Below are 14,053 nucleotides of genomic sequence, written 5' to 3' on the forward strand. Positions count from 1 at the left end.
CCCTCTAAGGTATTCCAGTTGCACCTCAAAGTGTTGACAAGGACCCGGGGTTTGAAATCGATCGAAATCGTTTGTTCGCGTCAGCCGCGCCATTCTGCCCGTGGCCGCCGCGGCGGGGCGGCTGGGAATTGCCCGGGGGTGCGCGCGGCAGCCAGCGCCACGACCGATGCCGCCCCGGCGGCGCGGAGCGCGGCTGCCGCCGCGTGCATGGTGCTGCCGGTGGTCATGACGTCGTCGACCAGGCCGATGTGCAACCCGCGCGCGCGGGGAGAAGAAGCATACAGGTTTTGCGCGGCCTGGCGCCTGCCCAGCCGCCCCAGGCTGCTTTGCTTGGCCTGTTCCCGGTCGCGCCGCAGGAGGTCGCGCCGTACTGGCAGTTCCAGGTCCCTGCCCAGCGCCCGGGCGATTTCCGCCGCAGGATTGAAGCCGCGGCGCCGCAGCGACGCGGTGGAGGCCGGAATGGGAACCAATACGGTCGCCGGAGCCAGGGGCAGGACGTGGTGGCGCACGGCTTCGGCCAGCAGGTTCCCGAGCAGGTCCGCCCGTCCATAGCGCAGGCCGTTCTTCAATTGCAGGATCAAGGCGTCGGCCGGCGGGGCGTAGTCGAAGGCGATGATGGTCCGTTCGAAGGCGGTCGCGCGCTCCGCGCAATCGGGGCACGCCGTGTCGTGTTCCGGCAGCGGCAGGGCGCAGCGGCCGCAGCGCCAGGGCAGGCCGAGCGAGGCCGGCGTGCGCGCAGCCCAGCAGACGGACTCTTCGCACGCCGCGCAGAGCAGGCCGCCGCGGCTGCGGGCGGCGCACAGCGGGCAATCGGACGGAACGAGCGCCCGAAGCATGGCGGCGGCGAAGCGCCACCGCGGCAAGGGCAGGCGGGGGAGCGTGGGCATGAAAAACCTGGCAGTGGCATCATGGAGGCTGGCTGCGCGCCCGTGGGCGCCATCGGGCCGGGGCGGCGGCCCGGCGCCGGGGTGGGTCCGCGGGCCGTTTCCGCCGTGCCGCGGCGGGGCGGCCGTGTGGCAGTTTAAGGATTCTTCGGATATTTGCGCGGTACCCAATGACAGAAAACTCCCATCCGGAACGCCTGCCGTCGCTGCCGCTGGTGCGCGAACACGTGGCGCGCCAGTTCGGGCGCCGCGGCGACCTGGAGGCGGGGCAGTTCCTCTACGGCGAGATCGGCGTCCGCATGTTCGAGCGGCTCGACTACATACGCCTGGCTCCCAAGGCCATCCTGGACGCGGGCTGCGGGGCCGGGGCGGCATACGCCCGCCTGCACGAGCGCTATCCCGGGGCGGCCTATACCGGCCTGGACCTGAGCGGGGCGGTGCTGGAGCATGCTCGCCGGCGCCACCTGCCGTCCCTGGGCGCGCGCCTGCGGCAATCGGCGCTGAAGCTGGCGGGGCGCGCCGCATCGGGGCTGCCGGCGTTCATCGAGGCCGACATGGGCGCGACCGGCCTGGCGCCGGAATCGCAGGATCTCGTCTGGTCCAACATGGCGCTGCACTGGCATCCCGAGCCTCATGCGGTGCTGGCCGAATGGCGCCGCGTCCTGCGCACGGGAGGCCTGGCGATGTTCAGCTGCCTCGGGCCGGGGACGTTCCGCGAATTGCGCGACGCGGTGGCGCGGGCCGGGTTGGATACGGCCACGCCGAGCTTCGTGGACATGCACGATTTCGGCGATCTGCTGATCGAAAGCGGATTCGCCGACCCGGTCATGGACCAGGAGACGCTCACGTTCACCTATCGGCACGTGGACAGCCTGCTCGACGACGTGCGCCGGCTGGGCGGCAATCCCGCGCGCGGCCGCAGGCGAGGGCTCGCCACGCCCGCGTGGCGGCGCAGGCTCGCCGACGCGCTCGAGGCCGGGCGCGGCCCGGACGGCCTGATCCGGCTTACCGCCGAGGTCGCGTACGGCCATGCATGGCGCGCCGCGTCGTACCGCGCCGCGCCCGGCGAGACGCGCATTCCGGTCTCCTCGATCGGCCGCGGCGGCATGCGTTGAGCCTGCTCAAAGCACCTCGGGTTGCTGGGGTCGTCTGGCAACCCGTATAATCCTGCGATTCTATGCGCTCGCAACATAATTATTTTCCAATGCGCATGGTTGAGGAGTTTTGTGGCGGAGGGGGCCCGCGCAAGCTGCGCACGGTTTCGGCCGCCTGAATAACACTAAACGCTGTTCTTCGAGGTCGGACATGAAGAAGTGGTTGGGTGGGTCGTTGGGGGCGATGGTGGTCAACATGTTGGCCAGCAGCGCTGCACTTGCCGTCAATGACAGTGTCGGCGGCCCGAAAGTCAATCAGCTCAATCTGCACGAGCCGGTCACCAGCATCGCGGCGCAGATCGAATGGCTGCACTGGATGATGCTGGGCATTTGCCTGGTCATCTTCATCGGCGTGTTCGCGGTGATGTTCTATTCCATCTGGGCACACCGCAAGTCCCGGGGCGTCAAACCCGCCTCCTTCCACGAGAGCATAGGCGTCGAAGTCGCCTGGACCGTCATCCCGTTCCTGATCGTCATCGGCATGGCGCTGCCGGCCACCAAGACCGTGGTCGCGATGAAGGACACCTCCAACGCCGACCTCACCGTCAAGGCAACCGGCTACCAGTGGAAATGGGGTTACGACTACCTCAACGGCGAGGGCGAGGGCATTTCCTTCCTGTCCAACCTGTCCACCCCCATGGCCCAGCGCACCGGCGCCGAGCCCAAGGGCGACAACTACCTGATCGAGGTCGACAATCCCCTGGTCGTGCCGGTCAACAAGAAGGTCCGCGTCATCACTACCGCCAATGACGTCATCCATGCCTGGATGGTGCCGGCCTTCGGCGTGAAGCAGGACGCCATCCCCGGTTTCGTGCGCGATACCTGGTTCCGGGCCGAGAAAATCGGCGAATTCCGCGGCCAGTGCGCCGAGCTTTGTGGCAAGGACCACGCCTTCATGCCCATCGTGGTGAAGGTGGTGTCCGAAGAAGACTATAGTAAGTGGGTCGAAGAACAGAAGGCCAAGATGGCCGCGCTCGCCGACGATCCCAACAAGACCTGGACGGCCGACGAGCTCAAGACCCGCGGCGAAAAGGTGTTCGCGTCCAATTGCGTGGCCTGTCATCAGGCCAACGGCAAGGGCGTGCCGGGCACCTTCCCCGCGCTGGACGCCGACCCGACCGTACTGGGCCCCAAGGACAAGCAGATCGAGACCGTGCTCAAGGGCCGCCCAGGCACCGCCATGGCCTCGTTCGCGCACCTGTCCGACGTGGAGATCGCCGCTGTCATCACCTACACCCGCCATGCCTGGAGCAATGCGGGCAAGGGCCAGGATCCCGTCGTGCAGCCGGCCGACGTGAAATCCGCCCGCTAGGGCCGAGCGGCCGCTTGGGTCGGCCATGCAGTACCGGTTCAGTTTTCACATATTGATGCCTTCGTCACGATAGCGAAGACGGCAGTACGGAGCAGCAAGGAGCCATCATGAGCAGCACCGCGATCGATCACGCCCACGGGCACGATCATGACGACCACGCCCACGGCCATCCGACTGGCTGGCGGCGCTGGCTGTTCGCCACGAACCACAAAGACATCGGTACGATGTACCTGATCTTCTCCTTCACGATGCTGCTGGAGGGGGGGCTGCTCGCGCTGCTGCTGCGTACCGAGCTGTTCGAGCCGGGCATCCAGTTCTTCCGGCCCGAGCTGTTCAACCAGTTCACCACCATGCACGGCCTGATCATGGTGTTCGGCGCGATCATGCCGGCCTTCGTCGGCTTCGCGAACTGGATGATCCCGCTGCAGATCGGCGCCTCCGACATGGCCTTCGCGCGGATGAACAACTTCAGCTTCTGGCTGCTGCCCGTCGCCGCCATCCTGCTGACCGTGTCGTTCTTCGTGCCGGGCGGCGCCACCGCCGCAGGCTGGACGCTCTATGCGCCGCTGTCGGTCCAGATGGGCCCCGGCATGGACTTCGCGATCTTCGCGGTCCACATCATGGGCGCTTCGTCCATCATGGGCGCGATCAACATCATCGTCACGATCCTGAACATGCGCGCGCCCGGCATGACGCTGATGAAGATGCCGCTGTTCTGCTGGACCTGGCTCATCACCGCCTACCTGCTGATCGCCGTGATGCCCGTGCTGGCCGGCGCCATCACCATGGTGCTGACCGACCGCCACTTCGGCACCTCGTTCTTCAACGCGGCCGGCGGCGGCGATCCCGTCATGTACCAGCACATCTTCTGGTTCTTCGGGCATCCCGAGGTCTACATCATGATCCTGCCGGCCTTCGGCATCGTGTCGTCGATCGTGCCGGTGTTCGCCCGCAAGCGCCTGTTCGGCTATGCCTCGATGGTGTATGCCACCGCGTCGATCGCCATCCTGTCGTTCATCGTGTGGGCCCACCACATGTTCACGACCGGCATGCCCGTCACCGGCCAGCTGTTCTTCATGTACGCCACCATGCTGATCGCCGTGCCCACCGGCGTGAAGATCTTCAACTGGCTGGCGACCATGTGGCGCGGCGCGATGACCTTCGAAACCCCGATGCTGTTCGCCATCGGCTTCATCTTCGTGTTCACCATGGGTGGTTTCACCGGCCTGATCCTCGCCGTGGCGCCGATCGACATCCAGGTGCAGGATACCTACTACGTGGTGGCGCACTTCCATTACGTGCTGGTGGCGGGTTCGCTGTTCGCGCTGTTCGGTGGCACCTACTACTGGCTGCCCAAGTGGACGGGCGTCATGTACGACGAAAAGCTGGGCAAGATCCATTTCTGGTCGTCGCTGATCTCGTTCAACGTCACCTTCTTCCCGATGCACTTCCTGGGCCTGGCCGGCATGCCCCGCCGCTATGCCGACTATGCCGCGCAATTCACCGACTTCCACCAGATCGCCACCATCGGCGCCTTCTGGTTCGGCCTGTCGCAGCTGTTGTTCCTGTACGTGGTGTTGAAGGCGTATCGCGGCCACGGCGAGCCGGCGCCCGCCAATCCGTGGGGTGCCGAGGACGGCGGCCTGGAATGGACGCTGCCTTCGCCGGCTCCGTACCACTCGTTCGAAACGCCGCCCATGGTCAAGTAAATGGTGACTCCCGAGCAGCGCCGGCGCAACCGGCGCACGGGCCTTGCGCTGGCACTTCTGGTTGCCGTTTTCTTCCTGGCGGTGATCCTGCGCAAGGTCTGGATGGGGTAGGTCACCTCCCACGCGCCTGCGGCGACATGCATGGAGGCGTGGAGGGCGCTAGGTAGAGAGCAGGTGCTTATGGAAAAGTCGGATCAGGGAGTGGACAACCGCCGGATGCTCGGCAAGCTGGCCGTCATCATCGCGCTGATGTTCGGCTTCGGGTACGCGCTGGTGCCGATGTATCGCGCCATCTGCGAGATCACGGGCATCAACGTGCTGACGAAGGTGGACGAGGACGCGGCCCGCTTCGCGCGCAGTACGCAAGTGGATACCAGCCGGACGGTCAGGATCGTGTTCGACGCGAACATCCATGGGCCGTGGCGGTTCCGCCCCGTGCAGGGTTCGATGGACGTCAATCCGGGCGAACTGGCCACCATCGTCTACGAAATCGCCAACCAGCAGGATCGCGAGATGGCCGGGCAGGCCATCCCGAGCTACGCCCCCATGCTGGCCGGCCAGTACTTCAAGAAGCTCGAGTGCTTCTGCTTTTCGCAGCAGGACCTGAAGGCGCGCGAGACGCGCCAGTTTCCCGTGGTTTTCGTGGTGGACCCCAAGCTGCCGAAGGACGTGCATACGATCACGCTGTCCTACACCTTCTTCGAGGTGGGCGGCCGGTCGGCCGGCGCGCAGCCCGCGGCAGGCGCGCGGCCGGAGGACAAGAGTTGAGCGACGACCTGAAGTCGGCGGCCGGCCGCAAGCTCAACTTCTTCCAGACCCTGGGCGCGGTGCTGTGGTCGTTCACGGGCTTGAGGCGCGGTGCGGACTACCGCAACGATGCCGCCAAGCTCAATCCTATCTATGTCATCATCGCCGGCATCCTGATGGCGGTGGTGTTCGTGGTGGTGCTGCTGCTGATCGTCAGGGCGGTCGTCAGCTAGAAGAACAAGGATGGCCGGGAGGCCGTTTTCCAAATCATGTGCGGTTTTGTGGAATTCGCGAAGGAGAGTTGAGATGAGTGCAAGTCACTCGGTTCCCGGCAAGGAGGCGCCGTACTATTTCGTGCCGGCCCCGTCCATGCATCCCGCCACGGCAAGCCTGGCGTTGCTGTTCTTCCTCCTGGGCATGGCCCTGTGGGTCAACGGCGTGGGCGTCGGGCCATGGTTCGTGCTGGCGGGCGTGCTCGGCTTCCTGTTCGTGCTCTACCGCTGGTTCGGCGATGCCATTGCCGAGTCCACCGGCGGGCTCTACAGCAAGCGCGTCGATGTCTCGTACCGCTGGAGCATGAGCTGGTTCATCTTCTCCGAGGTCATGTTCTTCGCGGCGTTCTTCGGCGCCCTGTTCTATGCCCGCGTGTACACCACGCCGTGGCTGTCCGATCTCGACAACAGGATGGTGCTGTGGCCCGACTTCACCGGCGTCTGGCCGAACACGGGTCCGGCCGGCACCATCGAGCCCTTCACGGCGATGGGACCCTTCTGGATCCCCACCATCAACACGGCCCTGCTGCTGACCTCGGGCGTGACGCTCACCATCTCGCACCACGCGCTGCTGGCCAACAACCGTGCCCGCGCCGCGCTCTGGCTCTTCATCACCATCCTGCTGGGCGCGATCTTCATGGGCTGTCAGGCCTATGAATATTTCCACGCGTACACCGAGCTGAACCTGAAGCTCACCTCGGGCGCCTTCGGCTCGACTTTCTACATGCTGACGGGTTTCCACGGTTTCCACGTCACGATGGGCGCCATCATGCTGGCCGTGATGCTGCGCCGCCTGCTCCGGGGCGACTTCACGCCTACCCATCATTTCGGTTTCGAAGGCGCCGCCTGGTACTGGCACTTCGTCGACGTGGTGTGGCTGGGCCTGTACCTGTTCGTCTACTGGTTCTGACAGGCGTTTCCTCGCGTCGCCCCCGCCCGTGGTCGGCGCGGGGTGCGACGTTTTGCCGTACCCGCGGCCCGAGGGGGTGGGGCAAAATAAGGGGTGGCGCAGTGGCCGCGGACCCCTTCTCGGCTGGCAGGCTGCCCGTTCCGATCTAGCCGTGTTCCGGTGCAACCCCACGAAACCCGCCAGCTCGCCCGATTTCCGGGGTAGGCAGGCGGATCCGGCCCGGCCGGTCCGTCGCGGCGGGGTTTCCCAGGGCACGCGCCGGGGCGCGCCGGTCACTTGAAGCCGCTGGCCTGTATCCAGCCCATCCAGTGGGCGAACAGCACGAACAGGAACAGCAGGACGGACAGGCCGATGCGCGCGGTAAGCGCATAGACCATGCGTTTGCTCTTGCCGGTGTCCTTCATCAGGAAAACGAGTGCCGAACCCAGACTGTAAAGAATGCCGATGAAGGCTATGGCGACCACGAAGCGCATCGTATTTCTCCTCCTGCCTGGCATTATCGCAGGCGCGGGGAATTGACGGAGGCGGCCTTGGGTGCATCTCCCGCGGTGGCGCGCCGGCTCGGCCGCCGCAAGTCCTGGCTGGCGCTGGTGCTGCTGGCGGCGACGGTCGCGGCGACCGTGTCGCTCGGCCGCTGGCAGTTGGACCGGGCGGCGGAAAAGCGCGCGGTCCTGGCACAGGTCGAGGCGGGGCGCCAGCTGCCGCCGCTAAGGCTGGCACCGTCGCTGACGGGGGACGAACTGGTGCCGTGGCGGCCGGCGCAGGCTTCGGGACATTGGCTGGCCGATCGCACGGTATTGCTGGAGAACCGCATGTCCGGCGGTCGCCCGGGGTTCTGGGTGGTGACGCCGCTGGCACTCGACCAGGGCGGTCCGGCCGGGGCGGTCGCGGTCTTGCGCGGCTGGCTGCCTCGCCCCATGCCGGACGGGCCGGTAGCCGTCGAGACGCCGTCCGGGCCGGTTACGGTGCGCGGCGTGCTGGTTCCGCACATTCCGCGCCTGCTCGACCTGGGCGCATTGGGTGGCCATCCGGAGCGCCTGTCGCCGGAATGGCCGGGCGAGGCCGGCGAGCCGCCTCGTGTGCAGAACCTGGAGCTGGAGCCTTACGCACAAGCGGCAGGGCTCGCGCTGTTGCCGGCCGTGCTCGAGCAGACCGAAGCGGCCGGGGACGGGCTGGTCCGTGATTGGGCGGGCCCGCCCACGAATATCGATACGCATCGCGGATACGCGCTGCAGTGGTTTTCCTTCGCGGCCATCGCCGCCATCGCATTTGGAGTCCTCCTTGTCCGAACCCTCCGCTCGACACGCTGACGCCCGGCGGTCCGCTCCTCCGAAGCGCTCCCTGTTCTCGCTGTACGCGGTGCTGGCGGTATGCGCGGCACCCGTCGTCGCGGCGGCCCTCGTCTATTTCCTCGACTGGCGCCCCGAGGGAGCCGGCACCAACTACGGCGACCTCGTCGAGCCCCAGCGCCCGGTTCCGGAAGCCTCGCAGCTGCAATTGACCGACCTGGACGGTACGCCGTTCGACCTGCGCAGCCTGACCGGCAAATGGGTGATGCTTGCCGCCGATGGCGGCGACTGCGGCGAAGACTGCGCCAAGAAGCTCTACATCATGCGCCAGACCCACGCCAGCACGGGCAAGAACGTGACGCGCATCGAACGCGTGTGGCTGATCCTCGACGACGAGCCGGTACCCACGATCGTGATCCGTGCCTATGAAGGCACGCACATGGTGCGGGCGAATGCCGAGCAGGTGGCGCGTTTTCTGGCCCTGCCCGAAGGAGTGACCCCCACCGCGCAGGCGCTGCGGCAGCACATCTGGCTGATCGATCCGCGCAACAACCAGATGCTGCGCTTTCCCGAGAATCCCGATCCCACGCAATTGCGCCAGGACATCGGCAAGCTGCTGCATGCGTCGCGCATAGGGTAGGCGAGATGGAAACGGTACAGCCGTCCGCGGACCGGACCGCCCGCATACGGGCCCGCTATGCCAAGCTCGTAGCGGTCACCATGTTCCTGACCTTCGACCTCATCATGTTCGGCGCCTTCGTGCGGCTCACCGATTCGGGGCTCGGCTGCCCCGACTGGCCGGGCTGCTACGGCAAGGCCTCGCCCATCGGCGCCCTGCATGACATCCACGCCGCCGCGGCGGCCATGCCCGAGGGACCGGTTACACTATCGAAGGCCTGGATAGAAATGGTCCACCGCTACGCGGGCACCTTGCTGGGCATCCTGATCATCGCGATCGTGGTGATGGCATGGCGCCATCGCAAGGCGCTCGCGCAGTCGCCCTGGCTGGCAACGGTGATCCTGCCCGCCGTCTGCCTGCAAGGCGCCTTCGGGGCATGGACGGTCACCCACTTGCTCATGCCGGCCGTCGTCACGGCGCATCTGCTGGGAGGCATCAGCCTGCTGGCGCTGCTGACCTGGCTATCGGCCAGGCAGACGGTGCTGCCCGACATTCCGGGGGAAGCCGGCAGATGGTGGGGGTACGCCGCCTTCGGCCTGGCGCTGCTCTATACCCAGCTGGCGCTGGGCGGCTGGGTCAGCACCAATTACGCGGCCCTGGCCTGCATGGATTTTCCGACCTGCCACGGGCAGTGGGTGCCGGAGATGGATTTCCACGGCGGCTACTCGATCCTGCGTGCGCTGGGCGAGCTGCCTTCGGGCGAGATCATCTCGCAGAGCGCGCTGACCGCGATCCACTGGACGCATCGCAACTTCGCGTTCGTGGTGCTGGTCTATCTGGGTTGGCTGGCGCTCAAGCTGCGCCGCTACGATGGCCTCAGGGGGCCGTCGCACGCGCTGCTGGCCATGCTGGGCGTGCAGCTTCTTACGGGGTTGACCAGCATTTTCCTGCAATGGCCTATAGTGATTGCCGTGCTGCATAACGGCGGAGCCGCCGTCCTGACCGTTCTGTGCGTGACGCTGCTGGTCAGGCTGTCGCGGGTCCGACGCGCGCCCGATTACCGTGCGCGCGCTTTTTGATGTTCCGGGTTCCTCATGGATAGCATTAGCGTGTCTACCGTCGGTTTGCGTCTTCGGCAATATTGGGTGCTCACCAAGCCCCGGGTAAGCCAGCTGGCCGTATTCTGTGCGGTGATCGGCATGTTCCTCGCCACGCCCGCGGTGCCGCCGTGGCGCACCGTGGTGGCGGCGACGATCGGCATCTGGCTGCTCGCGGCCGCGGCTTTCGCCATCAACTGCCTGATCGAAGAACAGATCGACGCCCGCATGGCGCGCACCGCCCATCGGCCCAGCGCGCGGGGCGACATCGGCGCCCTGCAGATCATCGCGATGTCGGGCGTGGTCGGCGGGCTCGGCATGCTGGTGCTCTACACCCTGGTCAATCCGCTCACCATGTGGCTGACCTTCGCCACGTTCGTCGGCTATGCCGTCATCTACACCGTGATCCTCAAGCCGCGCACGCCGCAGAACATCGTCATTGGCGGGCTGTCCGGCGCGATGCCGCCCGCGCTGGGGTGGGCGGCGGTGGCCAACAGCGTACCGGCCGAAGCCTGGCTGCTGGTGTTGATCATCTTCATCTGGACTCCGCCGCATTTCTGGGCGCTGGCGCTGTACCGCACCAAGGACTACGAGAACGCCGGATTGCCCATGCTGCCGGTCACGCATGGGCAGAAGATCACGCGCCTGCATATCCTGCTGTATTCGGTGGCGCTGTTCGCCACCTCGGTGCTGCCGTACGTCATCCGCATGAGCGGCCTGGTCTACCTGGTGAGCGCCGTGGCGCTGGGCGCGGTGTTCGTGGGCTATGCCTGGAAGCTCTACCGCCAGTACAGAGACGACCTGGCCCGCCGGCTGTTCCGGTTCTCGATTTTGTACCTGGCGCTCTTGTTTGCCGCGCTGCTGGTCGACCATTGGCTATAGGGCACCGCTCCCCAGCAGTACGCCAGTAACCGTCGCTTTATCTGCCTGCCGAGGATATTCATGACTGCCGATTTTCGCGTTTCCCGCCGTTTCGTCCTGCGCAGCGGGGCCGCCGCGATCGCAGCGGCCTTGCTCGCCGCCTGCGGAAAGAAGCCGTCGTTCAACAGCACCGACGTGAGCGGATCGGATCTCGGAACGGATCTGTCGTTGACCGACTTCAACGGCAACCCCCGGACCCTGCAGGACTTCAAGGGCAAGGTGCTGGTGGTGTTCTTCGGCTTCGTGCAGTGCCCCGACGTTTGCCCGACGGCCCTGGCCGAGTTCAAGCAGGTGAAGAACCAGCTCGGCCAGGACGGCGAGCGGCTGCAGGTGGTGTTCGTCACGGTCGACCCCGAGCGGGATACGCCGGAAATCCTGCGTGAGTACGTCACCCAGTTCGATCCCAGCTTCCTCGGCTTGCGCGGCGATGCCGACGCGACCGCCCGCGTGGCCAAGTCGTTCAAGGTGTTCTATGCCAAGGTGCCCGGCAAGGAACCCGGTTCCTACACCGTGGACCATACCGCCGGCGTCTACATCTACGACCCCGAAGGCCACCTGCGCCTCTTCGCCCGCCACAACACCGGCGCCGAAGCCCTGACCAGCGACATCCGGCAGCTGCTGTAGGGGGGGAAGTCCACCCCCTTGCGGCCTTCGGCCGCTCCCCCTCAAGGGGGCGGCCCTAGCGGACCGGAAGGGAAGTCCACCCCACGGGGCCTGTGGCCCCGCCCCTCAAGGGGCATCCGACTCCGCCGGTCCCTTCGGCTTGCTGCCAATGTGGCAAAAAGACGCCGCCCCTCGCCAGCCTGGTTGTACCCCAGGGCACAGCGGATCCGGCTTTGCCGGTCCGCCAGTGCCGCCCCCTTGAGGGGGACGCGCGAAGCGCGGAGGGGGTGGGCTTTCTCCCATAAAAAAACGGGACACCGTGAGGTGTCCCGTCAACATATCCGCCTCAAGTGGGGGGGAGGGAGGAGAAAAGCAGAGGCGGACGTATCGGCTGGTACCGGCAAACTGCGCCGGAAGAAACGTCGAAGCGGGGGGAAGCCCGACGTTCCGACGCGCAAGGCGTTGCACCCACGCGCGTCCCACCTGATGGTTAGGTTCCATTAAGCTCCAGAAGTTCACGCGCTACCCGTGGTTTCACGTAAATTTCCGCCAGATGCGTAACGAAACGTGACGATTGCCAGGTGCCCGAAAACAAAAGGCGGTTTCCGGGAGATTTTCCCGGAAACCGCCCTGCGACGGTAGAGCGCAACGCTGGGGATCAGGCGTACTCGGCCAGTGCGCCACGCATCTTGGTCATGGCGCGCGCCTCGATCTGGCGGATGCGTTCCGCGGAGACGCCGAATTCGTCGGCCAGTTCCTGCAGCGTGGCGCCACCTTCGTCCTTCAGCCAGCGCGCCTCGATGATGCGGCGCGAGCGGTCGTCCAGGCTTTCCAGGGCGTGTTGCAGCCCGTGGCCATGGAGTTCGTCGCGACGGCGTTCTTCCAGGATGGAGCTCGGCTCGTGCTGGCCTTCGTCCGATAGATAGGCGATGGGCGCAAACTCGGTCTCGCCGTCGTCGGTGCGTCCTTCGAGGGCCATGTCCTGGCCCGAGAGCCGGACTTCCATTTCCGTCACGTCTTGCGGACGCACGTTCAGGCTGGCGGCGATTTCCTCCACCTGCTCGGGCGTGAGCGCATGGCTGTCCGGTTTGAGGCTGCGCAGGTTGAAGAACAGCTTGCGCTGGGCCTTGGTGGTGGCCACCTTGACCAGGCGCCAGTTCTTCAGGATGTATTCGTGGATTTCGGCCTTCACCCAGTGGATGGCGAACGAAACCAGCCTTACGCCGCGGTTGGGGTCGAAGCGCTTGACGGCCTTCATCAGGCCGACGTTGCCTTCCTGGATCAGGTCCGCATGCGGCAGGCCGTAGCCCAGGTACTGCCGGGCGATGGCGACCACCAGGCGCAGGTGCGACAACACCAGCTCGCGGGCGGCGTTCAGGTCCTGCTTTTCTTGATAGCGCTGGGCCAGCTCGTGTTCCTGCTCGGCGGTGAGCACGGGCAGGCGGTTGACGGCGCCGATATAGGCTTCGATCGTGCCAAGCGCGCCAGGGTTGGCAATGGCAAGTGCCAGCGCGCCGGGGCCGCTTGTGGCGGGAACTAGGGCGTTGGACTGATTCGACGAACGTTTCATAAACGGCTTACCTCCATGCAAGAAGGTTAGCACTCCGGGGCAAAGAGTGCTAATCGGTCTTTTTGATGACGTCGATAGAACAAGCTGATGGCTGTGCAGTGCAGCAAGGAAGCGCACCCGCGTCCGCAAATACTTCTATCGTGCCGGCGGGCGGGGCGGAGCGACGCAATCAGGGTCTCATGCTGCATAGACCATGAAATCGGCGTATCGTTCGCGGAAATCAGCAACTTCCGTACCTTCGGCATTGGTGCGTCCCTAATTAATCATGGCTCGTCTTCCCCGCTTGTACGCCCCGGACCTTCCGCATCTCGCCCAGGCCCGGTTCACCGTTCCCTTGTCGGCGGGCGGCGAGGGCGGCGCCATGCTGGACCAGGTCGCATCCTGGGCGGTAGCCGACGCAAAGCAGTACGGAGTCGCCGTCCACGGATGGACGCTTACTTTCGACCAGTTGCTGCTGCTGGCTACCCCGGCGGGGCCCAATGGCATTTCCAGCCTGGTCCAGTCGCTGGGCCGCCGGCTGGCCGCGCGTCTGCATATCGGCCGGGTGTTCGCGGGCAGGTTCCGCTCCACGCTGGTGGAGCCCGGCGCATGGGTCCTGCCCAGCCTGATCTGGCTGGAGACGGCGCCGCTGCGCCAGGGGTTGGCGGCGGATGCCGAACTCTGGCGCTGGTCGTCGGCCGCCGCCCACATGGGTGCGGCGCCGGGCGGCTCGCTGCAGGACCACGCCGACTACTGGGCTTGCGGCAATACGCCGTTCGATCGCCAGGCCAATTATCGCGCGATGGTGCTGGAAGGGCTGCCCGCGGCCACGTCGGCACGCATCGAACAGGCATTGCATGGCCAATGGGCGCTGGGCGGGCCGGCTTTCGTGCAGGGCCTGGAAGCGACCAGCAGCCGCCGACCTGCCGCCGCCAAGCGCGGCCGGCCGCGCAAGACGCCGGCCGCGGCCGAATAGCCGCCAAAATG

Annotated in this window: 16 protein-coding genes; 13 read left to right on the top strand and 3 right to left on the bottom strand. The window is 66.1% G+C overall.

The window, feature by feature from the left end:
• Positions 1-80 precede the first annotated feature (80 nt).
• The gene (locus tag CDO44_RS25245) at positions 81-887 is read right to left on the bottom strand and encodes a ComF family protein (RefSeq protein WP_233146347.1); all 807 of its coding nucleotides are present in this window, start codon (positions 885-887) and stop codon (positions 81-83) included.
• 167 nt (positions 888-1,054) lie between these two features.
• Here CDO44_RS25245 and CDO44_RS25250 point away from each other — a divergent pair, with 167 nt between their 5' ends.
• The 7 genes from CDO44_RS25250 (at position 1,055) to CDO44_RS25275 (ending at position 6,988) form a co-directional block, all read left to right on the top strand.
• Complete coding sequence (locus CDO44_RS25250; protein WP_087782973.1) at positions 1,055-1,999, top strand: methyltransferase domain-containing protein; 945 nt, start codon at positions 1,055-1,057, stop codon at positions 1,997-1,999.
• A gap of 190 nt (positions 2,000-2,189) precedes the next feature.
• Positions 2,190-3,350, top strand: a complete 1,161-nt coding sequence (gene coxB / locus CDO44_RS25255; RefSeq protein ID WP_087782974.1) for a cytochrome c oxidase subunit II — start codon at positions 2,190-2,192, stop codon at positions 3,348-3,350.
• 107 nt (positions 3,351-3,457) lie between these two features.
• Positions 3,458-5,059 (top strand): cytochrome c oxidase subunit I, encoded by a 1,602-nt coding sequence (gene ctaD / locus CDO44_RS25260; RefSeq protein WP_087782975.1) that lies wholly within the window; start codon positions 3,458-3,460, stop codon positions 5,057-5,059.
• Entirely contained in the window at positions 5,060-5,170 is a 111-nt protein-coding gene (locus tag CDO44_RS28205; RefSeq protein WP_233146348.1) for a cytochrome oxidase small assembly protein, read from the top strand.
• A gap of 69 nt (positions 5,171-5,239) precedes the next feature.
• Entirely contained in the window at positions 5,240-5,827 is a 588-nt protein-coding gene (locus CDO44_RS25265; protein WP_087782976.1) for a cytochrome c oxidase assembly protein, read from the top strand.
• Positions 5,824-6,039, top strand: coding sequence for a DUF2970 domain-containing protein (locus CDO44_RS25270; protein WP_087782977.1), 216 nt, complete (start codon positions 5,824-5,826; stop codon positions 6,037-6,039). The genes CDO44_RS25265 and CDO44_RS25270 overlap by 4 nt, the downstream gene beginning before the upstream one ends.
• A gap of 73 nt (positions 6,040-6,112) precedes the next feature.
• The gene (locus tag CDO44_RS25275; RefSeq protein ID WP_087782978.1) at positions 6,113-6,988 is read left to right on the top strand and encodes a cytochrome c oxidase subunit 3; all 876 of its coding nucleotides are present in this window, start codon (positions 6,113-6,115) and stop codon (positions 6,986-6,988) included.
• 272 nt (positions 6,989-7,260) lie between these two features.
• Here the strand turns inward: CDO44_RS25275 and CDO44_RS25280 are convergent, their stop codons facing one another.
• Positions 7,261-7,461 (bottom strand): twin transmembrane helix small protein, encoded by a 201-nt coding sequence (locus tag CDO44_RS25280; RefSeq protein ID WP_087782979.1) that lies wholly within the window; start codon positions 7,459-7,461, stop codon positions 7,261-7,263.
• A 57-nt stretch (positions 7,462-7,518) separates the two neighbouring features.
• Here CDO44_RS25280 and CDO44_RS25285 point away from each other — a divergent pair, with 57 nt between their 5' ends.
• Genes CDO44_RS25285 through CDO44_RS25305 form a run of 5 tightly spaced genes read left to right on the top strand, consistent with a single transcriptional unit; the run spans position 7,519 to position 11,538 of the window.
• Entirely contained in the window at positions 7,519-8,298 is a 780-nt protein-coding gene (locus CDO44_RS25285; protein ID WP_304528383.1) for an SURF1 family protein, read from the top strand.
• Positions 8,270-8,917, top strand: a complete 648-nt coding sequence (locus CDO44_RS25290) for a hypothetical protein (RefSeq protein WP_233146349.1) — start codon at positions 8,270-8,272, stop codon at positions 8,915-8,917. Before CDO44_RS25285 ends, CDO44_RS25290 begins: the two co-directional genes overlap by 29 nt.
• Positions 8,918-8,922: 5 nt before the next feature.
• Positions 8,923-9,975 (top strand): heme A synthase, encoded by a 1,053-nt coding sequence (locus tag CDO44_RS25295; protein ID WP_087782980.1) that lies wholly within the window; start codon positions 8,923-8,925, stop codon positions 9,973-9,975.
• Positions 9,976-9,990: 15 nt separating this feature from the next.
• On the top strand, positions 9,991-10,875 hold the full coding sequence (gene cyoE, locus CDO44_RS25300) for a heme o synthase (RefSeq protein ID WP_087782981.1): 885 nt from the start codon (positions 9,991-9,993) through the stop codon (positions 10,873-10,875).
• A gap of 60 nt (positions 10,876-10,935) precedes the next feature.
• Positions 10,936-11,538: an SCO family protein gene (locus CDO44_RS25305; RefSeq protein ID WP_087782982.1), complete on the top strand. Its 603-nt coding sequence runs from the start codon at positions 10,936-10,938 to the stop codon at positions 11,536-11,538.
• 637 nt (positions 11,539-12,175) lie between these two features.
• Here the strand turns inward: CDO44_RS25305 and rpoH are convergent.
• The gene (gene rpoH, locus CDO44_RS25310) at positions 12,176-13,087 is read right to left on the bottom strand and encodes an RNA polymerase sigma factor RpoH (protein WP_087782983.1); all 912 of its coding nucleotides are present in this window, start codon (positions 13,085-13,087) and stop codon (positions 12,176-12,178) included.
• A gap of 265 nt (positions 13,088-13,352) precedes the next feature.
• Here rpoH and CDO44_RS25315 point away from each other — a divergent pair, with 265 nt between their 5' ends.
• Complete coding sequence (locus CDO44_RS25315) at positions 13,353-14,042, top strand: hypothetical protein (protein WP_087782984.1); 690 nt, start codon at positions 13,353-13,355, stop codon at positions 14,040-14,042.
• Positions 14,043-14,053 lie beyond the last annotated feature (11 nt).

The organism is Pigmentiphaga sp. NML080357, from assembly GCF_002188465.1.
Lineage (GTDB): Bacteria > Pseudomonadota > Gammaproteobacteria > Burkholderiales > Burkholderiaceae_B > Pigmentiphaga.

Bases quoted from the DNA above. Each gene is read 5' to 3' on its own strand.
- CDO44_RS25245 (WP_233146347.1), bottom strand. From the start codon at position 887: ATGCCCACGCTCCCCCGCCTGCCCTTGCCGCGGTGGCGCTTCGCCGCC.
- CDO44_RS25250 (WP_087782973.1), top strand. From the start codon at position 1,055: ATGACAGAAAACTCCCATCCGGAACGCCTGCCGTCGCTGCCGCTGGTG.
- coxB (WP_087782974.1), top strand. From the start codon at position 2,190: ATGAAGAAGTGGTTGGGTGGGTCGTTGGGGGCGATGGTGGTCAACATG.
- ctaD (WP_087782975.1), top strand. From the start codon at position 3,458: ATGAGCAGCACCGCGATCGATCACGCCCACGGGCACGATCATGACGAC.
- CDO44_RS28205 (WP_233146348.1), top strand. From the start codon at position 5,060: ATGGTGACTCCCGAGCAGCGCCGGCGCAACCGGCGCACGGGCCTTGCG.
- CDO44_RS25265 (WP_087782976.1), top strand. From the start codon at position 5,240: ATGGAAAAGTCGGATCAGGGAGTGGACAACCGCCGGATGCTCGGCAAG.
- CDO44_RS25275 (WP_087782978.1), top strand. From the start codon at position 6,113: ATGAGTGCAAGTCACTCGGTTCCCGGCAAGGAGGCGCCGTACTATTTC.
- CDO44_RS25280 (WP_087782979.1), bottom strand. From the start codon at position 7,461: ATGCGCTTCGTGGTCGCCATAGCCTTCATCGGCATTCTTTACAGTCTG.
- CDO44_RS25295 (WP_087782980.1), top strand. From the start codon at position 8,923: ATGGAAACGGTACAGCCGTCCGCGGACCGGACCGCCCGCATACGGGCC.
- cyoE (WP_087782981.1), top strand. From the start codon at position 9,991: ATGGATAGCATTAGCGTGTCTACCGTCGGTTTGCGTCTTCGGCAATAT.
- CDO44_RS25305 (WP_087782982.1), top strand. From the start codon at position 10,936: ATGACTGCCGATTTTCGCGTTTCCCGCCGTTTCGTCCTGCGCAGCGGG.
- rpoH (WP_087782983.1), bottom strand. From the start codon at position 13,087: ATGAAACGTTCGTCGAATCAGTCCAACGCCCTAGTTCCCGCCACAAGC.
- CDO44_RS25315 (WP_087782984.1), top strand. From the start codon at position 13,353: ATGGCTCGTCTTCCCCGCTTGTACGCCCCGGACCTTCCGCATCTCGCC.